The 25,250-nt window shown below is 58.7% G+C and carries 20 protein-coding genes; 3 read left to right on the top strand and 17 right to left on the bottom strand.

What is annotated here, in order from left to right; genetic code table 11:
• Nucleotides 1–27 precede the first annotated feature (27 nt).
• On the bottom strand, nt 28–2,553 hold the full coding sequence (locus IG617_RS05770) for a ComEC/Rec2 family competence protein (protein ID WP_192108170.1): 2,526 nt from the start codon (nt 2,551–2,553) through the stop codon (nt 28–30).
• Nucleotides 2,554–2,664: 111 nt separating this feature from the next.
• Here IG617_RS05770 and gltX point away from each other — a divergent pair, with 111 nt between their 5' ends.
• Together gltX and gltA are read left to right on the top strand one after the other, a co-directional pair.
• On the top strand, nt 2,665–4,089 hold the full coding sequence (gene gltX / locus IG617_RS05765; RefSeq protein ID WP_192108168.1) for a glutamate--tRNA ligase: 1,425 nt from the start codon (nt 2,665–2,667) through the stop codon (nt 4,087–4,089).
• A 230-nt stretch (nt 4,090–4,319) separates the two neighbouring features.
• A complete protein-coding gene (gene gltA / locus IG617_RS05760) occupies nt 4,320–5,609 on the top strand; it encodes a citrate synthase (protein ID WP_153768939.1) in 1,290 nt (429 codons plus the stop codon).
• A gap of 62 nt (nt 5,610–5,671) precedes the next feature.
• Here the strand turns inward: gltA and IG617_RS05755 are convergent, their stop codons facing one another.
• The 15 genes from IG617_RS05755 to rpsB form a co-directional block, all read right to left on the bottom strand.
• Entirely contained in the window at nt 5,672–6,166 is a 495-nt protein-coding gene (locus IG617_RS05755; protein WP_192108166.1) for a GNAT family N-acetyltransferase, read from the bottom strand.
• A 69-nt stretch (nt 6,167–6,235) separates the two neighbouring features.
• Nucleotides 6,236–7,429, bottom strand: coding sequence for a lipid-A-disaccharide synthase (lpxB, locus tag IG617_RS05750; protein ID WP_192108164.1), 1,194 nt, complete (start codon nt 7,427–7,429; stop codon nt 6,236–6,238).
• Nucleotides 7,430–7,435: 6 nt separating this feature from the next.
• Nucleotides 7,436–8,314 (bottom strand): LpxI family protein, encoded by an 879-nt coding sequence (locus IG617_RS05745; protein ID WP_192108162.1) that lies wholly within the window; start codon nt 8,312–8,314, stop codon nt 7,436–7,438.
• 34 nt (nt 8,315–8,348) lie between these two features.
• Nucleotides 8,349–9,146, bottom strand: a complete 798-nt coding sequence (lpxA, locus tag IG617_RS05740) for an acyl-ACP--UDP-N-acetylglucosamine O-acyltransferase (RefSeq protein WP_192108160.1) — start codon at nt 9,144–9,146, stop codon at nt 8,349–8,351.
• A gap of 7 nt (nt 9,147–9,153) precedes the next feature.
• Entirely contained in the window at nt 9,154–9,618 is a 465-nt protein-coding gene (gene fabZ / locus IG617_RS05735; RefSeq protein WP_153768934.1) for a 3-hydroxyacyl-ACP dehydratase FabZ, read from the bottom strand.
• Nucleotides 9,619–9,676: 58 nt separating this feature from the next.
• The gene (lpxD, locus tag IG617_RS05730; protein ID WP_192108158.1) at nt 9,677–10,714 is read right to left on the bottom strand and encodes a UDP-3-O-(3-hydroxymyristoyl)glucosamine N-acyltransferase; all 1,038 of its coding nucleotides are present in this window, start codon (nt 10,712–10,714) and stop codon (nt 9,677–9,679) included.
• A gap of 68 nt (nt 10,715–10,782) precedes the next feature.
• Nucleotides 10,783–13,158, bottom strand: a complete 2,376-nt coding sequence (bamA, locus tag IG617_RS05725; protein WP_192108156.1) for an outer membrane protein assembly factor BamA — start codon at nt 13,156–13,158, stop codon at nt 10,783–10,785.
• 188 nt (nt 13,159–13,346) lie between these two features.
• Entirely contained in the window at nt 13,347–14,483 is a 1,137-nt protein-coding gene (gene rseP, locus IG617_RS05720; RefSeq protein ID WP_192108154.1) for an RIP metalloprotease RseP, read from the bottom strand.
• Nucleotides 14,484–14,604: 121 nt separating this feature from the next.
• Nucleotides 14,605–15,765, bottom strand: a complete 1,161-nt coding sequence (locus tag IG617_RS05715) for a 1-deoxy-D-xylulose-5-phosphate reductoisomerase (RefSeq protein WP_192108152.1) — start codon at nt 15,763–15,765, stop codon at nt 14,605–14,607.
• Between the two features lie 94 nt (nt 15,766–15,859).
• Nucleotides 15,860–16,711, bottom strand: coding sequence for a phosphatidate cytidylyltransferase (locus tag IG617_RS05710; RefSeq protein ID WP_254170444.1), 852 nt, complete (start codon nt 16,709–16,711; stop codon nt 15,860–15,862).
• Nucleotides 16,712–17,479 carry an isoprenyl transferase gene (locus IG617_RS05705; RefSeq protein WP_192108150.1) on the bottom strand — a complete coding sequence of 256 codons (768 nt, stop codon included), beginning with the start codon at nt 17,477–17,479 and terminating at the stop codon, nt 16,712–16,714.
• Nucleotides 17,480–17,543: 64 nt separating this feature from the next.
• Nucleotides 17,544–18,107 carry a ribosome recycling factor gene (gene frr, locus IG617_RS05700; RefSeq protein ID WP_153768927.1) on the bottom strand — a complete coding sequence of 188 codons (564 nt, stop codon included), beginning with the start codon at nt 18,105–18,107 and terminating at the stop codon, nt 17,544–17,546.
• Between the two features lie 111 nt (nt 18,108–18,218).
• The gene (pyrH, locus tag IG617_RS05695; RefSeq protein WP_153768926.1) at nt 18,219–18,938 is read right to left on the bottom strand and encodes a UMP kinase; all 720 of its coding nucleotides are present in this window, start codon (nt 18,936–18,938) and stop codon (nt 18,219–18,221) included.
• A gap of 69 nt (nt 18,939–19,007) precedes the next feature.
• Nucleotides 19,008–19,931, bottom strand: a complete 924-nt coding sequence (gene tsf, locus IG617_RS05690) for a translation elongation factor Ts (protein WP_192108148.1) — start codon at nt 19,929–19,931, stop codon at nt 19,008–19,010.
• A 141-nt stretch (nt 19,932–20,072) separates the two neighbouring features.
• A complete protein-coding gene (gene rpsB / locus IG617_RS05685; RefSeq protein ID WP_192108146.1) occupies nt 20,073–20,906 on the bottom strand; it encodes a 30S ribosomal protein S2 in 834 nt (277 codons plus the stop codon).
• Between the two features lie 332 nt (nt 20,907–21,238).
• Between rpsB and IG617_RS05680 the strand changes: the two genes are divergently transcribed.
• Complete coding sequence (locus tag IG617_RS05680; protein WP_192108144.1) at nt 21,239–21,643, top strand: VOC family protein; 405 nt, start codon at nt 21,239–21,241, stop codon at nt 21,641–21,643.
• A 24-nt stretch (nt 21,644–21,667) separates the two neighbouring features.
• Here the strand turns inward: IG617_RS05680 and dnaE are convergent, their stop codons facing one another.
• A complete protein-coding gene (gene dnaE / locus IG617_RS05675) occupies nt 21,668–25,183 on the bottom strand; it encodes a DNA polymerase III subunit alpha (RefSeq protein WP_192108142.1) in 3,516 nt (1,171 codons plus the stop codon).
• Nucleotides 25,184–25,250: the final 67 nt, after the last annotated feature.

The raw sequence follows: 25,250 nt of genomic DNA, 5'->3' as shown, positions 1-25,250 counted from the left end.
AAGACTAAGACACATGTACCGAAAGGCTTATGGCGTCCCCTGATGCCAGGGCCGGGCCGGTCGGGATTTCGCTGCGATCCAGCGGGTGACAACTGTCTGAGCAGGGCTGCTACTCCGCTCTTTTGATGATCTATTGTCATTGACCGTTTCTAGCCAGAGCGACAATGCCCCCGCCTCACGCCGTTCGGCACCGGCAATGACGAGCTCTGCAGCACAGTCTTCCGGGACATCCAGATCCGTGACGACAAGGTCGGCCAAGTCACAATCAATAGCAAACGCCTGCGGGGTCTTTGGCATGGCGATGCGCAGGGGCTGACCGGTCAGTGTGACAAGGCCTTGCTGCGCAGAATTTGGCCTTGTGTTTGGCCCCTCAACCGTCCGAGGCGCGCTCTCCGGCCCAGGTGGATAGGCCCGGTAGACACATCCCGAATCGTCGCAGCGGTATTGATCCGATGTCATTTTCTGTTTGTGGAAAACAGATTGGGCCTGACCTTCTGCCTGCAGCCAGATGTCCGTCTCAAACCCCGCCTGTCTCGACGCGACATATAAAAGTCCATCCGCCCCCCGAGCAGCGATACGGTCTCCCGAAGCTGAAATCTGAACATCTGGCGGCCGTTCGCCCCAGATCAGCCCGGTTGCCAGCAAAAGCGCCGGAACACCGGCAAGACGAAACCAACGCCGTGCCAGAACAACCAGAAAAAGCCCCATGATCAGGAGCACAGTCGGCAAGTCTCCCGGCGGCACCAGATGCCCGTCGCCAACGCCGAGCCCATCCGTGCCGAAGTCAATGACCCAGCCGGCAATCGCAAGCAAAAGCTCAAGGCCTGCCTCCATGACCTTGAGAGGGAGCGCCGCCAGACCAAATGGCATGAGCACAAGCGCAAGGACACCCATCGGCATGATCACGAGTGTGAACACCGGCATGCCAAGCAAGTTTCCGAGGAGCCCCATGGGTGCGATACGGCCAAAGTGATGCGCACCGATGATCCCGGTCGCGACCCCGGCCACAAGCGCCGTGACCAGAAGGCCTGCGAGCGAGCCCCCGGCGAATGACAGCAGGCGCCGCACGATCCCGCCATCTGCACGCAGTTGGAAAGCTCCGCGCTCGAGGCGGTGCGTCCGCCAGGTCCCATAGACTGCGACAAGACAGATCACAGCGGCAAAGGACATTTGAAACCCGGGGTGAAGGAGCCGCTCGGGAGCCAGCACGAGCAGGACAAGCCCAGCCAATGCAACGCTGTGCAGCGTCAAACCCTTTCGCGACATAATCAATCCGAGGAACACCAGACTGATCATCATGTAGGACCGTTGTGTAGCAACGGACGCGCCGGAAAGCGCCAGATAAAGCGTTGCGGCCAGGAGCGCCACAACGGCTGCGACCTTGTGAGACGGCAGCTTGAGTGCAGCGGTTTCGGAAGCAGCCAGCAAGAGCAAAGCGACGCCGAATGCGCCGCCAGCAAAAAGCGCCATGTGAAGCCCCGAAATTGCAAGAACATGAGCCAACCCGGAGGCCCTCAAGGCGTCCTCCGCCTGCTCCGAAAGCCCGCTCCGGTCACCAACCAGGAGTGCGACCGCGAGTTCGGCTCCGTCACCAACAGGAAGAACAGCCCGGATGCGATCTCCGATACTTGATCGGACAGTCTCAAGGCCGCGCTTGAGACGAAGCCAACCCGGCGGCGGTCCGAGATCCACTGGGTCAGGCGCGCCATAGGAAAATCCGGTTGCGCCAAGGCCATCGAAATAAGCCCAAAACGAGAAGTCATAGCCCCCTGGCCGTGCCGGACCTGATGGCGGGAACAGGCGGGCAGTCAGTTTCACCCCGTCACCGGTGCGCACCATCGCCGCCTTGGGTATGGAAATGCGAATGGTCTCTGGTAAACGCCCGCCGCCGAAGGGGTCCCCCGGCGACCGCAGTTTGCCATAGTCCTCATAGCTGTGAACCTCCAAGATGAGACGTGGACCGCGCGCACTTTCCTGTCTTTCAAGGACGCGCCCCTCAAGCGACAAGTTGCGAGGCTGGTAAAGCCGGGGTGCTTCGCAAAGCGTCACGCGAAGGCTTGCCACCAGAACACCGCTCAGCGCTGACAAGAGAAGGATCGCCGCCACCCCGGCTTGGCCGGTCACCGCCTTGCGTCCGATCCAGACCAGCGCCGCCAAAAAGACCGCGCCCAGGGCCAAGAGATTCGGTTCCTCGGGAAGGACCATGTAGGTCAGGATGCCAAGAGCGAAGGCGAAGCCAATCCAAAGCAGCCACTGTTCTTCCTGCAAGGGATTGCGGCGGAGCTTCGACCGTGGCGGCTGAGACAGCGCGCCGGTCACCTCCCGATCATGAAAGCTGCGATCAAATGCGGCAGAGCCCCGCGACATGACTTGAAAGGCTTTGAGTATTTGACGAAAGCGACGGTTTCTCCGTCCGGCCGATCGGCCCGCATCATCTTTCGCGCCCGTTTTCCTGTCCGCCCGGCGGCCCTTGATGGGCTGCGCAACTGGAGCAGCGTCAGCCCCAGGATCGACACTGCCATCTGAGCCGGGCGGTGGATCCGCACCAGCCACGGTCAAATCCTTCGCGCCCCTTTGGACTTTCACAAGCCTATGCTAAGACGCCGCCAACACGGCGGCCGTCCGCCTGCTTCAACATTCTGGCAGAGACCCATAAAAATCACCATGGCCAATCAGATCGTCACGCGTTTCGCTCCCTCCCCGACCGGTTTCCTTCATATCGGCGGTGCCCGTACAGCCCTTTTCAACTGGCTGTTTGCCAAGCACCACGGCGGCAAGATGCTTCTGCGCATCGAGGACACTGACCGCGCGCGCTCAACCCAGGACGCCGTTGATGCCATCCTCGACGGGCTGACATGGTTGGGTCTCGACTGGGAAGGCGATCCGATCTCCCAGGTCGGCCGCGTCGACAGACACCGGGAAGTGGTCGATGCGTTGGTTGCAGCCGGCAAGGCCTATCCCTGCTACGCCACGCCCGAAGAACTGACCGAGATGCGTGAAAAGGCGCGCGCAGAAGGCCGTCCGCCCCGCTATGACGGCCGCTGGCGTGAACGGGATGCCTCAGAGGCGCCTGAAGGCGTTGCACCGGCCATCAGGCTGAAAGCGCCCCAGGAAGGCGAGACCGTGGTGGACGATCTGGTCCAGGGCCGTGTCACCTTCCCCAACAAGGATCTGGACGATCTGGTCCTGATGCGCTCCGACGGCACGCCGACCTATATGCTTGCTGTCGTCGTGGATGACCACGACATGGGCATCACCCACATCATCCGCGGCGATGACCATCTGACCAACGCCGCCCGCCAGAGCCTGATTTTCCAGGCCATGGGCTGGACCGTGCCTGCCATGTCGCACATCCCGCTGATTCATGGCCCCGATGGCGCGAAACTGTCCAAGCGCCACGGAGCGACCGGTGCGGAAGCCTATCGCGCCTTAGGCTACCTTCCACAGGCCATGCGCAACTACCTTGCGCGCCTTGGATGGAGCCACGGCGATGAGGAAATCATGTCGACCGAAGACATGATCAAATGGTTCGGCATGGATGCCATCGGCAAATCGCCATCGCGTTTCGACTTCAAGAAGCTCGAAAACCTCAATGGCCATTATATGCGCAGCACGGACGATGCCGAGCTGCTCGCCCATTGGAAGACCTGCCTTGCCCACACGGACGGCGGCGATGCGGTTCTGGCCTGGATGGCAGATGGCGAGAACGAGGCGACAGCACTTGCAGCCCTGCCCGGCCTCAAGGAGCGCGCCAAGACCCTCGTGGAGCTGACCGAAAGCGCCAGCTACCTTTGGCGCCAGCGGCCGCTCGATTGCGACGAGAAAGCCAACAAGATTCTCGATGAAGGCGCGCGCGCGATTCTGGCTGACTTGAGCAATGTACTCTCCGGCGTTTCCGAGTGGGCTGCTGAACCTCTTGAGGTCGCCGTCAAGGCTTACGCTGAAGAAAAAGAACTCAAGCTGGGCAAGGTCGCACAGCCGCTGCGCGCCGCGCTTACGGGCCGGGGGACGTCTCCCGGAATTTATGACGTTCTCGTTGCACTTGGTAGGGAAGAATCCATCGCTCGCGTTAGCGATCAGGCAAGCTAATTGCCGTAATTTGTCGCAGGGCAGCATTTGGCTGCCCTAGCGATTTCTGCCGAAACGAAGGCATGTGACCAAAGCGTTAGGACCGTTGCCTTGCGGCCCTGCACCAAATGGGATACGCAGAACGCGACCATTTCTCCGGCTGCATCTGGCAGGCCTGTTTTCCCGCTTGTGGAACGCAGCAACCCGCCGCTCGGGTGCCGCAAAGAGTACTTGAAAAGGGGGTTACCTGAATGGCCGAAAACAAAGCCAAAGTGAACGTCGGTGGCGCAGACCACGAATTTAACGTTCTGGAGGGATCCGTTGGCCCGTCTGTAGTGAACATCTCCTCACTCTACAAAGACACCGGCATGTTCACATACGATCCGGGCTTCACGTCCACGGCGTCATGTGAATCCAAAATCACCTACATCGATGGCGACGAAGGCACGCTGCTTTATCGCGGCTATCCGATCGACCAGCTCGCCGATCACGGTGACTTCCTCGAATCTTGCTATCTTCTGCTGTACGGTGAACTCCCCACCAAGTCGCAGAAAGAAGATTTCGTTCAGCGTGTGACTTACCACACGATGATTCACGAGCAGATGTCTCGCTTCTTCTCCGGCTACCGTCGTGATGCTCACCCGATGGCCGTCATGTGTGGCACCGTTGGCGCCCTTGCCGCTTTCTACCATGACAGCACGGATATCTCCGACCCGCATCAACGCATGGTCGCAAGCCTGCGCATGATCGCAAAGATGCCGACCATCGCTGCCATGGCCTACAAGTACCATGTCGGGCAGCCGTTCGTTTACCCGCGCAACGACCTGGATTACTCGGCCAACTTCCTGCACATGTGCTTTGCAGTTCCTTGTGAAGAGTACAAGGTGAACCCGATTCTGGCCCGTGCCATGGACCGGATTTTCATCCTGCACGCAGATCATGAGCAGAACGCATCGACGTCGACCGTTCGTCTAGCCGGTTCCTCGGGCGCAAACCCGTTTGCCTGTATCGCAGCCGGCATTGCCTGCCTTTGGGGTCCGGCACACGGCGGCGCCAACGAAGCAGCGCTCAACATGCTGTCCGAGATCGGCTCTGTTGACCGCATTCCGGAATATGTCGCCCGCGCCAAGGACAAGAACGATCCGTTCCGTCTCATGGGCTTCGGTCACCGGGTCTACAAGAACTACGATCCGCGCGCGAAGATCATGCAGAAGACCTGTCACGAGGTCCTCGGCGAGCTCGGCATCAAGGACGATCCGCTGCTCGATATCGCGATGGAACTGGAAAAGATTGCGCTCAACGATCCGTATTTCGTTGAGAAGAAGCTTTACCCGAACATCGACTTCTACTCCGGCATCACCCTGCGTGCGCTCGGCTTCCCGACCACCATGTTCACCGTGCTCTTCGCTCTTGCGCGCACAGTGGGCTGGATCGCTCAGTGGAAGGAAATGGTGGAAGATCCGTCCCAGCGTATCGGCCGTCCGCGTCAGCTCTACACGGGCTCGCCAAAGCGCGACTACACGCCGATCGAACAGCGCTAAGGCGCTCTGCCATCAATACGAATTCAAAGGGCGCCGATTGGGCGCCCTTTCTGCTTGTCACATCATTTGTGCCGATAGACCAGGTCGATGGGGTCGGGAGCCTTCGGACGATCATCGAGCCGCGCGCCCAGGCGCTCCGCCAAAGCCCGCGATCGCAGATTGTCATCATCGATATAGCTGACCAGTGACGGCAGACTCAGCTCACCCAGCGCCCATTCCCGAAAGGCGGTTGCGCCTTCAAAGGCATAGCCCTTGCCCTCAGCATCCTCATAGACAAACCAGCCGAACTCAGGCTCGGGAAACGACGGTCCGCCATTGATACCGACCTGGCCCACACAGCGCCCGCTCTGCTTGTCGTCCATCATCAAGGCGCCGTGCCCGAAGAGTTGCCATTGGACGAGGTCATGACAGAACATGCCCCAGGCAAAGGGGTCTTCGTGCGGTCCGCCCATGCCTGAAGATCGCCCCGACCGCATCATGTCCCGGTAGGCTGGCCAGTCATCATAAGACTGGGCACGCAGGATCAGACGATCAGTTTCAAGTCTTGGAATATTCATGAGACCTCGGAAAAAGCCAAGCGTCACCTTGAACGACGCTCCTTCTTGTCCCGCAGCCAACCGGCTCAATCAAGCCTGACGTTTCAAAACCTCGAGCACGATCGACGCCGCCGCATCGCTTTGCTTTCCGCCGTCTGGCAGCTGCATCCTCGCATCCAGATCCTTCAGCGCATCAACCTGGTGGCGGCGTTCGCTGCTATCGACCAGAAGGTCTCCGATCACATCCGACAGCTTGCCAGGATTGGCCTCGTCATCCAGGAATTCAGGAACAACATTCCGGCCAAGTATGATGTTTGGCAGAACCATGGACCCGACGCTGGCGATCGGAATGATTTTATGAATTTGCCTCAGGCGACGATAGAACCAGTCAAGCTTGTAGCAGATGGCCATGGGAACGCCCGAGATGGCAAGTTCCAGGGATACGGTTCCCGACGCTGCCAGAGCCGCATGGGCCCTGCGGAAAGCCATATATTTGTCGGCTTCGCCGTCAACGATGGTCGGCTTGCATTTCCACTGAGCCACACCCTCGACAATACGATCACGCAGGTGCGGAACCGCAGGAAGCAGGACTTCGAGATTCGGAAAACGCTCCTTCAGCTTTTCGACCGTTCCGCCAAAGTCGGCCAAAAGACGACCCACCTCGCCGCCACGGCTGCCCGGGAGGACAAGTAAGACCTTGTCGGGTCCCTCGACCGGCGTCCGTTCCCCCTCAGATGGCCGAAGCTCGCTGAGCCGTTCAATCAACGGGTGGCCGACATAGTGTGTTGGCGGGCCACCAAGCTTCCTGTGGATCTCTGGTTCGAATGGCAAAATCGCCAGAAGCTCGTCCACATAGGCTTTCATCTTGCGCGCCCGACCCGGCCGCCAGGCCCAAACTGATGGCGAGACATAGCCCACGATCGGAATATGCGGCGCGCGTTTTCGCACACGCTTTGCGACGTTGTGAGTGAAGTCCGGACTGTCGATGATCACGAGCACATCGGGATCGCTCTCAACAATCGCATCGACGGTTTGATAGACGCGTTTGACAATCAGGGGCAGCCGCGCCAGAACGGCGGAAATCCCCATGACCGAAATATCCGAGATATCGAAAAGGCTCTCCATACCAAGAGCCTGCATGCGACCACCGCCCAACCCGGTAAAAGTCACCCCGTCTGGACCGAGGCGCTCCTGTAACGCGTCCATGAGCCGGCTGCCAAGAAGGTCTCCAGATTCCTCACCAACACAAATCGCGACCCTGACCGGGTTGCCAGACAGTGACATGTCACCTCAACTCCCGTCGTCAGGTGGGTCGGCCTGAAAACCAAACAGAAAGAGACCGGCGGCATCAGCTTCGGAAATCGTCTCTACCCGGTCGGAAACAAGGGCGCCGCCAGCCTCGACAGCAATCCCTGCCAGCCCGGCTTTGGACGCCAGCTCAACTGTCTTCGGACCGATGGTCGGCAGGTCGACCCGAAGATCTTGTCCAGGCTTGACCGCCTTGACCAGCACGCCGGCCTTCCCCTTGGCCCGCACTCGGCCGTTCTCCCGCAAGGTCACACAGCGCTCCAGCATGGCATCCGTGCCTTCTGCGCCTTCTACCGCGATCACGCGCCCGCCGAGCGCAACTGCAGCCTGGCCAATGTCGAGATCACCCAGACGCGTTGTCGCCAATCGCGCGAGCTCCAGGTCACGAAGGTCCTCTGCACGAGGCTTATGCACGCCCATCGCGTCGCCGGCTGCCAAAAGTTCCGGTGTGATGTCCTTGATGCCCACCACCTGATAGCCTTCCACTTCGAAGAGACTGATGACCTTCGTCAAAAGACTATCGTCTCCGCCCACAAGCGCCTTGATGATTTTCGGCAAGCGTTTCAACGTGCCGAGATCGCCGACAATGGAGGTGAAGTCGGGACGCTTTGTGACGCCCCCTATCAGTAGGACCTGCTTACAGCCGGCTTTGGCCATAGACTTGTAAAGCCGCCCGATTTCCCCCCAACCAAGTTCGATATCCGCCCTTGCCTGCAGATCGGCTTCAGCCTCTCCCTTGATTGCGACCACATAGGCAGCGCGCTCCTGAGTCTCAAGGCCGTCCAGAACTTGAAGCGGGATACGACCGTTGCCACAGATCACCGCGACAGGAGCAGTCTTATGCTGCTCCTGCAAGCTCATGGATGCGGACACCGGCGCTGGCATGACCCGCCGATCAATCGCCGCCGCGCGGCGTACAGAACCGGCGGTTTTCCTTCTCAAGGATGAAGTCGGTCACCGTCTTGACCAGCGGCTGATCAGCATTTTCGGTGGCCACCACGTCCGCGCGTTCACGCAAGGTGCCCTCATCGCTCTCAAACAGCTTCTTATAGGCGTTTCGCAGTGCATGTATCTGCTCACGAGGCAAATCCTTGCGCTTCAAGCCGATCAGATTGAGACCAGCAAGGCGCGCCCTGTCGCCGATAACCGAACCGAAGGGAATCACGTCAAACTCGACGCCAGTCATGCCGCCAACGATCGCACCCGTGCCAATTCGGCTCCACTGGCGCACCGCGCTCAAGCCACCCATGATGACGTAGTCTTCCAGCTCGACGTGACCCGCCAGGGTCGCATTGTTAGCCAGAATAACATGATCGCCCACGATACAATCGTGCCCGATGTGCGAGCCCATCATGAACAGGCTGTTGTTCCCGACCTTGGTCAGGTCACCACCACCTACCGTGCCCGGGCTCATGGTGACATGCTCGCGGATCTGATTGTTCTGACCGATTTCAAGCCGTGTCGGCTCTCCGGCGTATTTTAGATCCTGCGGCTTGTGACCGATGCTCGCAAAGGGAAAGATATGCGTGCCGCTGCCGATCGTAGTGTGACCGGCCACCGCTACATGCGCTTCGAGAATGACACCTGGCTCCAGGCGCACATTTGGGCCAACCACACAGTAGGGCCCGACCCGGCAGCCATCTCCGACAAAAGCGCCATCTTCAACAATCGCGGTGGAATGAATATCTGTCATCAAGTCCTCACGCATCCACCAGCATCGCGCTGATTTCCGCTTCTGCAACTTTCGCACCGTCGACCATCGCCACTGCGTCGAACTTCCAGATCGTGGCGCGTTGCCGGATCTTCTTGACGTGGAAATGAACCTGATCGCCAGGCACCACCGGCTTGCGGAACTTGGCCTTGTCGATGGTCATGAAATAGACGAGCTGCGGCGGGCTGTCCTTGCCCTTGGCATGGACGCACAAGGCACCGGCGGTCTGCGCCATCGCCTCGATCAGGAGCACGCCTGGCATGACAGGGCGTGTCGGAAAGTGCCCCTGGAAATGCGGCTCATTGATCGTGACGTTCTTGATGCCGATACAGCTGTCATCGCCGTCCATCTCCACGATTTTGTCGATGAGAAGGAACGGATAGCGGTGCGGAAGAACTTCCATGATCCGCATGATGTCTGCGCTGTCGAGCGTCTTTTTGTCTGTCTCTTCCATTAAAAGCCCCTTGGCGCCGGATGCGCCGTCACATAGGTGGATCCAAGTGCGGATCCGTTTATTTCTCGCTGCCGCGCTCTGCAAGTTTGCGGATCGCCGCCAGTTCCCGGAACCACTGTTTTACGGGCTTTGCCGGTGTCCCGCCATACCGGCCACCAGCCGGCACATCGTCATTGACGATGCTCACGCCGGCGATCTGGGCGCCCATGCCAATCGTGACATGACCGCGAACGCCGGTCTGGCCGCCGATGGCAACATAATCTTCAAGCGTACAGCTGCCTGAAAGCCCAACCTGGGACACGATCACGCAATGACGCCCGACAACGACGTTGTGTCCAATCTGGACCTGATTGTCGATCTTCGTCCCTTCGCCGATGACCGTATCCCGGTTAGCGCCCCGGTCAACTGTGGTGTTGGCACCGATCTCCACATTGTCCTGAATGACCACTCGTCCGATCTGCGGAACCTTCAGATGACCGCCAGGTCCCATGGCATAGCCAAAACCGTCCTGACCGATACAAACACCCGGGTGAAGATACACCTGGTTTCCAAGAAGCGCGTGCTGGACAGACGCATTCGCGCCAACAACGCAGTCACGTCCAATGCGAACGTGCTCACCAATCACGGAATTGGCCCTGACTGCTGTCCCTGCACCGATTTCGGCACCGGCACCAATCACAGCTCCGGCTTCCACGACAACACCCTCCTCGAGTACCGCAGTGGGATCGACCACAGCACGCTCAGAGACACCAATCGCGTTCTCTGCGCGCGGCACCATTGCAGTTGGAAACAGTTGTGCCAGGACCAGGGCCCAGGATCTGTAGGGCTCACGGCATAAAAGCACCGCCACGCCGTCTGGAACCTTGTCTTTATGCTTGCGGCCGACAAGACAGGCCGCAGCACGCGTCTCCGCCAGCTTGTCGAGGTAGAGCGTATTGTCAAAAAAGACCAGAGATCCCGGAACAGCGTCTTCAACCGGCGCAACGCCGGAAATCTTCAGATCCGGGTCACCCGAGAGTATCTCCGCCTCCGCCCAATCAGCGATGGCCTGGAGGCTCATGGTCTCCGGAGCGGCAAAGAAAACGGGATCAGACATGCTCTTCTTCCAATAGCAAACGGCCGCCGATGTATCGGCGGCCGTCTTATCTCACAAATTCTTGCGAATTAGAAACGGGTGCCGCCGCTCAACCGGAAGACCTGCGTCTTGTCGGCATCGTCCTTGACGATAGGCCAGGCGAAATCTGCCCGCAGAGGACCGAAAGGCGAGTTCCAACGAATACCGGCACCAATCGAGGCACGTAGTTCGAAGTCATTCGAAACAACGCCGTTTGACCCGACCGCATTGATAAGGTCGCTATCTGCGTCCCAAACCGAACCTGCGTCCGCAAAGACAGCGCCACTCAGGCCAAACTCATCAGGGATCAGAGGAACCGGAAAAGTCGATTCGACAGTCGCAGCGACATACATGGTGCCACCAATGGCATCCTCTGTGGTCGCATCGCGCGGGCCAATCCCCTGGTTTTCAAAACCGCGGATGATGTTGCCGCCCACCATGAACTGTTCGGAAACACGCAGGCGCTCATCGCCAATCGCAGTAATGTGACCACCCTTGATGCTCGCTTTACCCACCACGCCGTAGTCTGCAAGGATTTCCTTGTAGGCGCGCGCTTCGGCGGTGGTCTTGATGTAGTAGGAGTCGCCACCAACACCAGCGAACTCCTGACCGAAGGAGGCGTAAACGCCATCGGTTGGGTTCAGGTTGTTGTTCAGCGTGCTGTGAACAAGGGTGTAACCAACCAATGAGGTCAGATACGTGCCGAGAGAGTCACAGATCGCAGGAGACAGGTCAGAGTTGTTGGAACAATCAGAAAGTCCTGTCGCAAGGTTGTCCGGGTCCGAGATTTCAGACTGGAAGATCTTGTAATAGAGGCGGAGCGTCAGTTCTTCTTCGCGAAGCGGAAGCGAGAACCCGAACCCGCCACCGATCTTGTCTTCATCGTAAGACCGGTAGTCATTCGCATCAGTGACCTTTTTGTAAACATCAAGGTCAAGCGCGATGCGGCGTCCCATGAAGAAAGGTTCGACGAAGGCAAATTCGTAGGTCTGTGTGTCAGTACCGCCGCCAACAGCGACCTTTACGAACTGACCCCGCCCGAGGAAGTTTTTCTCGGTGACCGAGACATCGCCGATGACCCCATCTGTTGTCGAATAACCAACACCGAAGGAGACTTCGCCAGTCGCTTGCTCTTCTACGCGAACATTGATCACCACACGGTCAGGAGCAGACCCTTGTGCGGTCGTAACGCTCACCCGATCAAAGAAACCGAGGTTATTGAGACGACGCTCAGCTTTGTCGACAAGCGCACGATTGAACGCGTCACCTTCAGCAAGGTCGAACTCGCGACGAATGACGTATTCACGCGTGCGGTCATTGCCAATGATGTTGATACGCTCGACGTAGGCCCGCGGACCTTCTTCAATGTAGTAGGTCAGAGAGATCGTCTTGTTTTCGTAATCACGCGAACCGCGAGGACGAACCTGAGCAAAGGCGTAGCCGTTTTCAGCCACCTTGATCGTGATGTCTTCCACGCTCTGCTCGACGCGAAGCGAGTTGAAGGTCTGACCCGCACGGGTTCGGACTTGCGACCGCAGCGCCTCAGGATCGACCTCAGCAAGCGACGAAACCACCTCAACATCGCTGATGGTGTATTCTTCGCCCTCATCGACCGTAAAGGTCACGTGAAAGACGTTCTGCTCGCGGTCAAGATCAGCCGAAGCCGAGACGATGCGGAAGTCGGCATAGCCCTTCTTGAAATAATACTGACGCAGCAATTCCTGGTCAGCAGACAGACGATCAGGGTCATAGGTATCGGTGCTACGCAGCCAGCTCAGAAGACCGCTCTCACGGGTTCTGATCACATCTCGCAGGCGTCCATCACTGAATGCGGAATTCCCGATAAAGGTGATCCGCTCGACCCCAGTCTTGTCGCCCTCATTGATTTCAAAGACCAGATCGACACGATTGTTGCTGCGATCAATGATCTTGGGATCAACGGAGGCGCCATAACGGCCGGAACGACGATAAGCCTCGAGGATATTTTGAACGTCCGTCTGAACCTTGGCCCGCGTCAGCATCGACCGTTCAGTCGAGCGCACAGCGGTCTTGAGAGCGTCATCCTTGAGCTTCTTGTTCCCCTCAAAGGAAACGCGATTGATGATCGGGTTCTCGGTAATTGTCACGACGACAGTTCCGCCTTGCGGCGAAATTTTCACGTCGGCGAAAAGGCCAGTGGCGAAAAGCGCTTTCAGCGATTCATCAACGTCCGCGGCGCTGTAGGAGCGGCCAGGCTGGATCGTCATGTAGCTGAGAACGGTTTCCTCTTCGATGCGCGTATTTCCGCGAACCACAACGCTCCGGGCGACAGCGGCTTCTGCCGTCGCAGAGGAGAACGGACCAAAGGTCTCGGGAAGAATCGCGCCCGTAGAAAATACGGCGGCCGCGAGAACAACGGCGCGAGTGAGTTTCTGCAATCGCTGCATTAGTGCGCTATGCCTTTATGTTTTTAAATCCAATGCGCTAAGGCGCAGAGGTAACCCCAGATTCTCAGCAACTGAAATCGTTTTACAGCCTTTTACCGAATGTGCAACCGGGCTCATGGCCGAAAATCGATTTCAATTGAAGGCGTTGCGAGGATGCCACGCCCCAATTTCCTACGGCAATTCAGCGGCTAGAGCTTCGTCAGATGCATGACATCGTTCCAAGTCGCAAACACCATCAACAGGAGAACAATACCGATACCGATGCGAAAGCCTATATCCTGCACACCTTCACTCAAAGGCTTCCCTCGAACCGCCTCAGCGAAATAGTAGACCAGATGCCCACCGTCGAGCATGGGAATTGGCATCAGGTTCAAAAGTCCGATGGAGATCGACAGAACTGCAGCAAGGCTCAACAAGGGAATTATGCCCTGTGTGGCGACCTGCCCGGACACCTGCGCGACGCGAATCGGCCCACCAAGCTGATCGGCAGCCTCCCGGCCGGAAAGAACGCCCCACAGATAATCGAGTGTCCGCCCGGCGATATAGATCGTTTCATGCGTTCCCTCAGCGACGGCCTCGACGGGGCCGTAAGTTTGCTGAATGAGATCCTCGGGCTTGGGACTACGCGAAACGCCTAAAAGACCAAGACGCTGAACATTGCCGAAACGGTCCGTCAATTCCCGGTATTGCGGCGTCACAGTCAGTGTGACGACGCTCGTGCCGCGCTCGACCTCAAGCAAAAGCGGCACATCGGCGCTCACTGAAACAATCCGCTGCAGATCGGAGAACGTTGCAATCTCACGGCCATCAACAGACAGGATCAGGTCTTCGGGCAGCAGCCCGCCAGCCTCTGCCGCACTGCCGGGCTGAACCGTTTCAACAACGGGCGAGGTAACGATCTTTCCAAAGGCCATGAAGATTGCAGCAAAAATGACAATCGCCAGGATGAAATTTGCAATCGGACCCGCGGCAACAACAGCGGCGCGCTGCCAGACCGGCTTGGCGACGAACGCCCCTGCCCGTTCGGCATCGCTCATCGCTGCGACCCGCTCGCGATCCGGCGCACTCGCCGCATTTTCGTCGCCGGCGAATTTTACATAGCCGCCGAGCGGGATCATCGAGAGCTTCCAGCGGGTTCCCTTGCTGTCGTTCCAGCCAAAGATCTCACGCCCGAAACCGACCGAAAATGCATCGACATTGACGCCACACCAGCGTGCAACGAGGAAGTGCCCGAGCTCATGGAAGAAAACCACAATGGTCAAAACGAAGAGGAACGGCACGATATAGCCGATCAGGAGGTCGTAAGCCGACGAAATCAATTCCATTATGAGGTCCCGTTTCAGGCTCGTTTGATCCTGTATCTTTACAGGATATACGCTGGGCAATTAAGGCAGGTTAAAGGACAACACCGATTTTTGAACCGCTATCCGATTTTGATCCGGTTGGCTAGCGAGATGCAACCCATTCGCGGCAGGCATCCCGCGCTTCTTTGTCGACAGCCAGAACATCTTCAACCCCTTCGAGGGTCCTTCCCCCGTGAGAAGCATCCAGTCTTTGAAGCGACGCTTCGACTGCTGATGGAATATCCAAGAAGCTGATCCGCTGGTCCAAAAAGGCGGCAACGGCCACCTCATCCGCAGCATTCAGGATCGTCGTCGCGCCACCACCTCGCCTCATTGCCTGGAGTGCAAGCGCGAGTGACGGGAAGCGGTCGAGGTCCGGTGCCTCGAAAGACAGCTCGCCAATCCGCGCGAGATCGAGCCTCTCAACGGGAACATCCATGCGGTGTGGCCAGGCCAGGCAGTGTGCGATTGGCGTGCGCATATCTGGCGACCCCAGCTGCGCAAGCAATGAACCATCGCGGTATTGCACCAGGCCATGGACGACGGATTGCGGATGCACGAGGACTTCCAGCTGATCCTGTTCCAAGGGGAAGAGGTGAAACGCCTCGATCACCTCAAATCCCTTGTTCATCATCGTGGCACTGTCGATCGTGATACGGCTTCCCATGTCCCAATTCGGATGCTTGAGCGCCTGAGCCGGCGTGACACCTGCCATCGCAGCCTTCGACACTGTCCGAAATGGCCCGCCCGACGCGGTCAGTATCACCTTCTCGACCTGATCCGCATTCTCCTGCTCGAAAACCTGGAAAATAGCGCTGTGTTCGCTGTCGACGGGAAGAACAGTCGTTTCGCTACGCCGCGCTTCCGCCACGAAGAGGTCACCAGCTGAGACGAGGCACTCTTTGTTGGCCAGAGCAACGGCTCGGCTGGACTTCATTGCCCGCAAGGTCGGCCGAAGCCCCGCCGCACCGACGATGGCAGCTACGACCATATCCGCCGGACGGTCCACGGCCTCAAGAACGGCCTCGTCCCCTGCAGCGACCTCAATACCGGTTCCCGCCAATGCCTCCGCGAGCTCCGCCCCCTTGTCGGACCTTGCGAGAACAGCACAATCCGCTCCCACCTTGCGGGCAAGCTCCGCAAGGCCCGCAACATCAGAATTGGCCACAAGGGAAACAACATCAAAGCGATCCGGATTGCGCGCCACGATATCAAGCGTGCTGCGTCCGACGGACCCGGTCGCCCCAAGGACACTCAGCCGCATTCGTCTGCCCGAAGCCGCACCCGGCCATCTCTCAGAGTTTGCAGACATATCCACCTTGTTTGCTTTCTGGTTTAGCGACGAGATCGGAGTGGCCTTAGGTCAGAGACAGACCCGCAATCGGGTTGGCCAGGTCACCGCCGAAGGAAAGCCCAAGGGCTGCGGCCATGATCGCGGCCGCAACAAGACCATCGACGCGGTCCATGATCCCGCCATGTCCAGGGATCAGACCGCTGGAGTCTTTAACGTCAAAGCGCCTCTTGATTGCCGATTCCATGAGATCCCCTGCCTGGGAGACAATGGAAAGAACAACTGCCAGACCGCCCCACCGCAGCAGATCGGTCTGTCCAAAGACCGCAGCGAACCCGACGCCGAACAAAACGGCGAAAAACAATCCCCCAAGCGCTCCCGACCAGGTCTTGTTCGGTGAAACCCGTTTCCAAAGCTTTGGGCCACCCAGGAAACGGCCGACGAAGTAGGCGCAGATGTCCGTGGCCCACACTACGATCAGAAGGAAGAAGACGAACACCAGGCCGATATCGCCAAGACGAGAGGCCATCAGAGACAACAACGCGAGCCCGGAATAGATAATACCTTCGGCGCCCCAGCGCGCCGGCTGGCTCATTCCGCCAACCAAATAGACAGCGAGCGCTCCGCCTCCGACCAAGGCAATCGCCAGGAACGGATAGCTCCAGGCGTAGAGCACACACGCTGCCACCAGTGCGGCATACCCGAGAATCGCCGGAGCGCTTTTGTCGGACGTTCCTGTGATCGAAAACCACTCATGCTGGAACAGGACCGCGGCCACTAGCACGAGCGCGAAAAACCAAAGACCGCCAACATAGGCAATGGCCAGCACGGCCGGCCCGAGTATCGCAGCGGAGATAACCCTCAACTTCAGGTCAGACATCCGGGAACCGCCGCCAGGCTTTTGAAGGGGGTCACGCATTCAGAGCGCTTTGGCGCTGAGCCCGCCAAAACGGCGCTCACGGCTGCTGTAATCGGCGAGCGCCTTGTCAAAGGCCGCCTCATCGAACTCCGGCCAGTGACACTCACAGAAATAGAATTCCGAATAGGCTGCCTGCCACATGAGGAAGTTGGAAAGCCGCATTTCGCCGCTTGTCCGAATGATTAGGTCAGGATCTGGTATCCCGGAGGTATCAAGGCGGTCGCCAATCATCTCCTGCGTCACCGCGTCAGGCTCGATGGCACCAGTTGCCACGTCCTGCGCGATGGACCGGACGGCTCGCGTGATTTCATCGCGCGCGCCATAATTGAAGGCAACCACCAGGGTCATTCCGGAGTTTGCCCGCGTCAGCTGTTCAGCTTCCACAAGCAGTTGACGAATGCCGGGCTCCAGCCCTTCACGGTCACCAATCACCCGAATCCGGACATTGGCTTGGTGAATCTCCGAAAGGTCCCTTTGAACAAACCGGCGCAGAAGAGACATGAGAAAACTTACTTCCGTCTCGGGCCTATTCCAATTTTCCGAGGAGAAGCTGTAGATCGTCACGTATTCAAGGCCGATCCGCACCGCGTGACGGATCATGCGGCGCAAGGAATCAAGGCCATGACGGTGGCCATCTGAACGGGAGAGACCGCGAGCCTGGGCCCATCGGCCATTGCCATCCATGATCAGGCCAACGTGACGCACCGGTGCGGCCTTGCCATCTGGCAAGGGAAGCACGCTGTCGGCTGGATCCGGATTTGCAGTCATAAAGTCCCCCCGAGAGGCTTAGCCGAGAACACCTCTCCCGACCAAGCCAGATTGATTGTTCAGCTTAGACCTGGGAGATTTCCTGCTCTTTCTTTTCAAGCATAGCATCCGCTTCCGCGATCATGCTGTCGGTCAGCTTCTGAATCTCGTCGGATGCAACACGGCCATCATCCTGACTGATGTCACCATCCTTCTCGAGTTTTTTCGCCGTGTCCATTCCGTCGCGGCGGACGTGGCGGATGGAGACCTTGGCCTGCTCGGCATACTTGTGAGCAATCTTGATCAGGTCCTGGCGGCGCTCCTGGTTCAGTTCCGGGATCGGCAAGCGCAGAAGCTGGCCATCTACAACAGGATTGAGACCAAGGTTGGATTCGCGGATCGCTTTCTCAACAGCAGCAACCATGCCCTTGTCCCAGACCTGAACGGCAAGCATGCGCGGCTCTGGAACGCTGACAGTCGCAACCTGGCTGATCGGCATCGCCTGGCCATAGGCGCTCACCATGATCGGATCCATCATGCTGGATGAGGCCCGGCCGGTCCGCAGGCCGGCAAACTCTGTCTTGAGCACCGACAACGCGCCCTGCATCCGGCGCTTGAGATCGTCCTGGTCTATACCTTCTACCGGCATAACTTCCTCACTTAATTCTTGCTTTGATGGCTTACAGTGTCTCGGCCGCGGCAAAGATCGCACACTTGCATCGAAACACAAGGCCCTGTGCCGCGGATATTGGCAAAAGAATCAATCGCCAACAACAGTATACCGGCCGCTCTCCTGAAGAACGTTCACAAGCGAACCGGGACTGTGAATGGAAAAGACAATGACGGGAATTGAATTGTCACGCGCGAGCGCAATCGCAGTGGTGTCCATGACCTTCAGATTGCGCTTGATCACCTCTTCGTAACCGAGCGTCTCATAACGCTCTGCATCCGGATTGGTTTTGGGATCATCTGAATAGACACCATCCACCTGAGTGCCCTTCAAAAAGGCATCACAGCGCATCTCGGCAGCCCGGAGAGCGGCGCCAGAATCGGTGGTGAAGAAGGGATTGCCCGTTCCGCCTGCAAAAACGATGACGTCGCCGTCTTCCATGTAGCGTTCAGCCACACGCTGGCTGAATGTCTCGCAGATAGAGGGAACAGCGACTGCGGAAAGAACGCGGGCCTGGACCTTGAGCCGGCGAAGGGCATCAGCGATCGTCAGGGAGTTCATGATGGTCGCAAGCATACCCATGTGGTCGCCAGTGACCCGATTGCCGCCCTTGGCGGCCACGGCAACGCCGCGGAAGATATTCCCGCCGCCGACCACGATGCCCACCTGCGCACCAAGCGCTACCGCGTCTGCGATCTCCTTCGCAATTCTCTCGACAATCGCCGGATCGATCCCGAATGGCTGGGATCCCATCAGCGCCTCACCGGAGAGTTTCAGGAGCACTCGCTTCCAACGCAGGGGCTTGTTCATATCGTGGCCTTCTCTTTGTGGGTCCTTCTAAAAAAAAGGCGCCGGTCGTAACCGGCGCCCTTGGGAAGCTTACTGCCCGGTGGCCGCGGCCACCTCTGCAGCAAAGTCTTGCTCTTCTTTCTCGATCCCCTCGCCAAGGGCGAAGCGGACAAAGCCGGTGAGCTTGACGTCTGTGCCAAGTTCCTTGCCGAGAGCCTCGACAGCCTGTTCAACCGTCTTGTCCGGGTCGATGACGAAGGACTGTTTGACCAGGGTCACTTCTTCATAGAACTTGCGGATACGGCCTTCGACCATCTTTTCAATGATGTTGTCGGGCTTGCCGGATTCGCGAGCCTGCTCAACGAATACCGAGCGCTCACGATCAACAACAGCCGGGTCGAGATCATCGGTGCTGAGAGCGAGCGGGCTCGTCGCAGCAATATGCATCGCGATCTGACGGCCAAGACCGTTCAGCTTGTCCTTGTCTCCGGAAGATTCCAGAGCGACCAGAACGCCGATCTTTCCGAGACCCTCAGTGACTGCGCCGTGAACATAAGTCGCGACAACACCTTCAGACACGGACAGAACTGCCGTGCGGCGAAGGGTCATGTTCTCGCCGATCGTCGCGATTGCATCGGTGATGCTGTCTTTGACGTTCTTTTCAGAACCCGGGTAGCCAGCATCAGAAACGGCGTCGAGATCGCCATCGGTGCCAACGGCAACCTGTGCGACATTCTTCACCAGCTCCTGGAAGCCTTCGTTACGTGCAACAAAGTCGGTCTCTGAGTTCAGCTCGATAACTGCAGCCTTGCTGCCTTCAGCAGCAACACCGACAAGACCTTCGGCAGCAACGCGGCCGGCCTTCTTGGCGGCCTTTGCAAGGCCCTTGGTGCGCAGCCAGTCAACAGCTGCTTCCATGTCGCCGCCTGATTCTGTCAGGGCGGTCTTGCAGTCCATCATGCCAGCGCCGGATTTTTCGCGGAGCTCTTTGACCATCGCAGCGGTAATGCTCATCGATTGCCTCGTGGATGGGGGGTTGTTGATAGATACGGTTTAGCCGACTGGCACCGTACCTTTATGACGAAAGCGCAACAAAAGGCGCCAACATCTGCGAATTTAACAGGAACCTGCCGCGTTGCCGCGGCAGGTAAAAAATCAAGCTTCTGCAGCAGCTTCCGTCGCCGGAGCAGCTTCAGCTACGACTTCTTCAGCAACAACTTCTTCAGCTGCGGCTTCGGCGAGCGCTTCTTCGACCGGAGCCTCTTCACCAGCGCCAACATCCATGCCCGATGCACCCTGTGCGCGGGAGATACCGTCGATCGCGGAACGGGCAATCAGGTCGCAGTAAAGCGCAATTGCACGGCCAGCATCGTCGTTGCCCGGCACCGGATAGGTGATGCCTTCAGGGTTGGAGTTGCTGTCAAGGATAGCAGCGACCGGGATACCCAGACGGCGTGCTTCCTGAATGGCGATGGATTCACGGTTGGTATCGATCACGAAGATCAGGTCCGGGATGCCGCCCATGTCCTTGATACCGCCAAGGTTCCGCTCGAGCTTTTCGCGTTCGCGGTCCATGAACAGACGCTCTTTCTTGGTCAGAGCGTTTGCAGCATCAGAATTGAGGGTTTCTTCGAGCTTGCGAAGACGCTGGATCGACTGGGAGATGGTCTTCCAGTTGGTCAGCATGCCGCCGAGCCAGCGAGCGTTGACGAAGTACTGCGCAGAGTTGCGCGCGCTTGAAGCAACAGCTTCCTGCGCCTGACGCTTGGTGCCAACGAGCAGAACGCGGCCACCGCCTGCGACGGTGTCGCTGACAGCTTTCAGAGCCTGGTGCATAAGCGGAACGGTCTGAGCCAGATCGATGATGTGCACATCGTTGCGTACACCAAAGATGTACTGACCCATACGCGGGTTCCAACGGTGCTTCTGGTGACCAAAGTGAACGCCAGCTTCGAGCAGCTGACGCATGTTGATATCGGGCAAAGCCATGGCCCTGAACTCCTGAGTTTTCCGGTTTGACCTCCGCAAGAGGATTTGGACGGTGGACAAGTCCAGACCGTCACCGGATGGAAGGCCGATAAGCTCGGTTTCCGCCCCTTGCGTGTGGAATGCGCGCCTTATAAGCGGCAGTTTCAACAAATTCAAGACCTTTTGCCTAGAAAACATGCGTGTTTTCAAAGCGTCCCAAGATCTTCGAAAGACCACCTTCAACAAGAAGGCAACGCACGCCAGTTCGGCTTGGTCTGTTATGCCGATTGCCAGGCACCGGTTTCAATTGCATCTTTCGCTCAATGACAGCGAGCGGCAGAACAGGAACATGCATGCCCGAAACAATCGGAATCAACCACTTGGGGCTAACTGTCCTCGATCTGGACCAGACCACGACGTTCTTTACCGACTGCCTGGGCTGGACCCTGCTAAACCGCGATGAGACCTACCCGCGCACGACCGTAACTGACGGCGCCTGCCGTTTCACGCTCTGGCAAGCAGACCGGAATTCCTCGATAACGCCATTCGACCGCAAGTCCATTATCGGCTTGCATCATGTCGCCCTCGAAGTGGAGAGCCAAGCGGCTCTTATGGCCATGGCCGAAAAAGTCTCAAGCTGGCCGGGCGTCGTCATCGAGTTTCAGCCCGAACCACTGTCGGGCGGGCCACGCATGCACATGATGTTCGCCGAGCCCGGCGGCATCCGCCTCGAAATCATCTGGCCTGCGGCGTCTTAAGCGCCCGAAGCCAGACGATCTGCGTCAGGCCATCTGAACATCCGTCACACCCGGCACGGCCTTGAGCGCTCCGGCAATTTCCGGTGAAAGACGGAACCGGCCTGGCAGCTTCACCTCCACCTCGCGCGCGCCGTTTTCCAACAGAACGACCACCGTCACATCCCCCTCGCCGCGCACATTGAGATGGCGCACGAGGCTTTGGATCGGACGGTCGTCTCGCAAAAACACGCGCATGCTCTTTTGGACGCGCGCCGCCACCTTCTCGATCGGGTCGACTTGTTCGATCCGGATGGAAGGCTCGTCATCGCGCATGTCGGCGCCAACCAGAATCACCATGGAGCGTCCCGGTTCCAAGGCATCACGGAACTGCTCAAGCTTTTCCTTGAAGAGAAGCCCCTCGAATTGCCCCGTGCCATCGGAAAAGCGAACGATACCCATCTTGTTGCCGGTTTTGGTCTTGCGCTCCTGCTTGGAAATGACCGTGCCGGCGAGACGCCCTGCCGAAGCGCCCTTCTTCACCGCTTCGGCAAATTTCGCCCAAGGCTGCACCCGCATTTTCTCGAGCAGCTCGTCATATTCATCGAGCGGGTGCGCCGAGAGATAGAAGCCGATGGCCGCATGCTCACGCTGCAGACGTACATCCGGCGTCCAGCCCGCAACATCAGGAAGCTGCAAAGGCTCTTCGCTGTCGCTGCCGCCAAACAGCTCATCCTGCCCGAGAGTCTTGTTCTCTTCTGTCCGCTGAGCAAGGCCCATGATCCGGTCGAGGCCCTCCAGAACGCGCGCCCTGTTGGGCTCAAGCTCGTCAAACGCGCCAGCCGCCAAAAGATTCTCTAGCGTGCGCTTGTTCAGCTGCTTTGGCGAAATCCTGCGGGCGAAATCGCCCAGGCTCTTGAATGGCCCCTGGCTGCGCACCTCGACGATATGTTCGACAGCCTGTTCGCCGACGCCCTTGATCGCGCCCATGGCGTAGACGACCTTTCCGTCCTGCACATCGAACTCGACCATCGACCGGTTGATCGAGGGCGGAACGATCTCAATGCCCATGCGCCGGGCTTCCTGCCGGAAATCGCCCAGCTTTTCGGTGTTGCCCATGTCGAGCGTCATCGATGCGGCCATGAATTCCACCGGGTGGTTCGCCTTCAACCAGGCCGTATGATAGGAGACCAGCGCATAGGCTGCCGCATGGGACTTGTTGAAGCCGTAGTTCGCGAATTTCGCCACGAGGTCGAAGATCGATCCGGCCTGCGACTTGTTCACACCGCGCTCGACGGCACCGTCGACAAAGCGCGCGCGCTGGACTTCCATCTCCGCGGCAATTTTCTTGCCCATGGCCCGGCGCAGAAGATCCGCCTCGCCGAGGGAATAGCCCGACAGGACCTGCGCGATCTGCATCACCTGTTCCTGGTAGACGATGATGCCATTGGTCTCCATCAGGATGGGCTCGAGCAAGGGATGGAGGCAGTCCGGCTCCTGCTCGCCGTGCTTCACCGCGTTGTAGACGGGAATGTTCTCCATGGGACCGGGGCGATAGAGCGCCACCAGCGCAATGATGTCCTCGAAACGGTCCGGCTTCATGCCCGAAACCGCGCGCCGCATGCCCTGGCTTTCCAGCTGGAAGACACCGAATGTCTCGCCCCGGGTCAACATTTCATAGGTCGGCGCGTCATCGATCGGCAGCGCGGCCACATCGACCTTCACACCACGCCGCTCGATCAGCTTCACCGCCGTATCGATCACTGTCAGTGTCTTCAGACCGAGAAAGTCGAATTTCACCAGCCCGGCGTCTTCGACCATCTTCATGTTGAACTGCGCAACCGGCATGTCCGAACGCGGATCGCGGTAAAGCGGCACAAGCTTTTCAAGCGGCCGATCACCGATGACAACACCGGCAGCATGGGTCGAGGCATGGCGATAGAGCCCCTCGAGCTTCTGCGCCATGGTCAACAGTTTGTCGACGATCTCTTCTTCGCGGGCCGCCTCACGCAGTCTCGGCTCGTCTTCGATCGCCTGGGCCAAAGTCACCGGATTGGCCGGGTTGGCCGGCACAAGCTTGCAGAGCCTGTCCACCTGGCCATAGGGCATCTGCAACACGCGTCCCACGTCGCGCAGCACCGCACGCGCCTGCAGGGACCCGAATGTGATGATCTGGGCCACCTGCTGACGGCCATATTTTTCCTGAACGTAGCGGATCACCTCTTCCCGTCGGCTCTGACAGAAGTCGATGTCAAAGTCGGGCATCGAGACACGTTCCGGGTTGAGGAACCGTTCGAACAGCAGGGAGAACCGCATAGGGTCGAGATCGGTAATGGTCAATGACCAGGCGACCAGCGACCCCGCACCAGAGCCACGGCCGGGACCAACCGGAATATCCTGGGCCTTGCCCCATTTGATGAAGTCGGCAACGATCAAAAAGTAGCCGGGAAACTTCATCCCCTCGATGATGCCCAGCTCATAGTCGAGCCGCTCCCAATAGTCTTTTTCCTCCAGCCCGGGCGCAAGGCCATGGGCGTCGAGACGGGCCTGCAGGCCCTCACGCGCCTGCCGCTTGAGCTCCTCCGCTTCGACACGCACCGCTTCTTCCGGGTCAGCATCCGCACCGGCAAATCTTGGCAAAATGGGATCGCGGCGCAAGGGACGATAGTGACAGCGTTGCGCAATCTCGACCGTGGACGCCAAAGCTTCCGGCAGATCCGAGAACAGCGCCTGCATTTCCGCACGGGACTTGAAATAGTGCTCCGGTGTCAGCCGGCGGCGGTCATCCTCGATGATGACCCGCCCCTCGGAAATGCAGATCAGGGCGTCATGGGCCTCATAGTCCTCCCTTGCGGGAAAAAATGCCTCATTGGTCGCAACCAGCGGCAGACCAAGAGAATAGGCGAGCTCCAGAAAATCACTTTCAGTGCGCCGCTCCGGCTCCATGCCATGGCGCTGGATCTCCACGTAGCACCTGCCGGGAAATTGATCGGACAGCCACGTCAGCCGTGCCCGCGCATCATCTTTCCGCCCTGAAAGCAGAGCCTGTCCGACCGGGCCGTGAATGCCGCCTGTCAGCAGAATGAGCCCCCCTGACTTCTCGGCCAGGTAGTTCGCGGTCACATGGGGTTTCAACCCCGTGTCCGTATCGAGAAACGCCCGGGAGCTGAGTTCCATCAGGTTCTCATAGCCCTCTTCCGAGCAGGCCAGCACGACGATGTCGGACAGGTTGAGATCGCCTTGCCGGTCCCCGCTTCCAGATGCGGTGCCAAAAGCAACCGACAGCTGACAGCCGATGATGGGCTGGATGCCCGCCCCCCAGGCCTTGGCGGAAAATTCCTGGGCGCCGAAAAGATTGCCCGTGTCGGTGATGGCGAGCGCCGGCTGATCGTCCGACTTTGCCAGATCGAGCAGCTTCTTGATCGGCAGCGCACCCTCAAGCAGGGAAAGCGCGGAATGCACCCTGAGGTGGACGTAGCCAACGCGCTCGGCAGTGGCCTTAGCCGAGCCACCCGGTGCAGTCAGATCGCTACCTTGATCGGAAGAAGGGAATTCGCTGGACATGGCGCACCAAACACGGCGGGAAGCGCATCGCCTCCCTTATCTGCAAGAATCACCGTCAAGTGAACCG

The sequence above is a fragment of the Roseibium polysiphoniae genome (genome assembly GCF_014842925.1).
GTDB lineage: Bacteria > Pseudomonadota > Alphaproteobacteria > Rhizobiales > Stappiaceae > Roseibium > Roseibium polysiphoniae.
This window is presented reverse-complemented; position numbering and strand designations above follow the sequence as displayed.

Excerpts from the sequence above, each read along its gene's own strand:
- gltX (WP_192108168.1), top strand. The coding sequence starts at position 2,665 with ATGGCCAATCAGATCGTCACGCGTTTCGCTCCCTCCCCGACCGGTTTC.
- gltA (WP_153768939.1), top strand. The coding sequence starts at position 4,320 with ATGGCCGAAAACAAAGCCAAAGTGAACGTCGGTGGCGCAGACCACGAA.
- IG617_RS05755 (WP_192108166.1), bottom strand. The coding sequence starts at position 6,166 with ATGAATATTCCAAGACTTGAAACTGATCGTCTGATCCTGCGTGCCCAG.
- lpxB (WP_192108164.1), bottom strand. The coding sequence starts at position 7,429 with ATGTCACTGTCTGGCAACCCGGTCAGGGTCGCGATTTGTGTTGGTGAG.
- IG617_RS05745 (WP_192108162.1), bottom strand. The coding sequence starts at position 8,314 with ATGAGCTTGCAGGAGCAGCATAAGACTGCTCCTGTCGCGGTGATCTGT.
- lpxA (WP_192108160.1), bottom strand. The coding sequence starts at position 9,146 with ATGACAGATATTCATTCCACCGCGATTGTTGAAGATGGCGCTTTTGTC.
- fabZ (WP_153768934.1), bottom strand. The coding sequence starts at position 9,618 with ATGGAAGAGACAGACAAAAAGACGCTCGACAGCGCAGACATCATGCGG.
- lpxD (WP_192108158.1), bottom strand. The coding sequence starts at position 10,714 with ATGTCTGATCCCGTTTTCTTTGCCGCTCCGGAGACCATGAGCCTCCAG.
- bamA (WP_192108156.1), bottom strand. The coding sequence starts at position 13,158 with ATGCAGCGATTGCAGAAACTCACTCGCGCCGTTGTTCTCGCGGCCGCC.
- rseP (WP_192108154.1), bottom strand. The coding sequence starts at position 14,483 with ATGGAATTGATTTCGTCGGCTTACGACCTCCTGATCGGCTATATCGTG.
- IG617_RS05715 (WP_192108152.1), bottom strand. The coding sequence starts at position 15,765 with ATGCGGCTGAGTGTCCTTGGGGCGACCGGGTCCGTCGGACGCAGCACG.
- IG617_RS05710 (WP_254170444.1), bottom strand. The coding sequence starts at position 16,711 with ATGCGTGACCCCCTTCAAAAGCCTGGCGGCGGTTCCCGGATGTCTGAC.
- IG617_RS05705 (WP_192108150.1), bottom strand. The coding sequence starts at position 17,479 with ATGACTGCAAATCCGGATCCAGCCGACAGCGTGCTTCCCTTGCCAGAT.
- frr (WP_153768927.1), bottom strand. The coding sequence starts at position 18,107 with ATGCCGGTAGAAGGTATAGACCAGGACGATCTCAAGCGCCGGATGCAG.
- pyrH (WP_153768926.1), bottom strand. The coding sequence starts at position 18,938 with ATGAACAAGCCCCTGCGTTGGAAGCGAGTGCTCCTGAAACTCTCCGGT.
- tsf (WP_192108148.1), bottom strand. The coding sequence starts at position 19,931 with ATGAGCATTACCGCTGCGATGGTCAAAGAGCTCCGCGAAAAATCCGGC.
- rpsB (WP_192108146.1), bottom strand. The coding sequence starts at position 20,906 with ATGGCTTTGCCCGATATCAACATGCGTCAGCTGCTCGAAGCTGGCGTT.
- IG617_RS05680 (WP_192108144.1), top strand. The coding sequence starts at position 21,239 with ATGCCCGAAACAATCGGAATCAACCACTTGGGGCTAACTGTCCTCGAT.
- dnaE (WP_192108142.1), bottom strand. The coding sequence starts at position 25,183 with ATGTCCAGCGAATTCCCTTCTTCCGATCAAGGTAGCGATCTGACTGCA.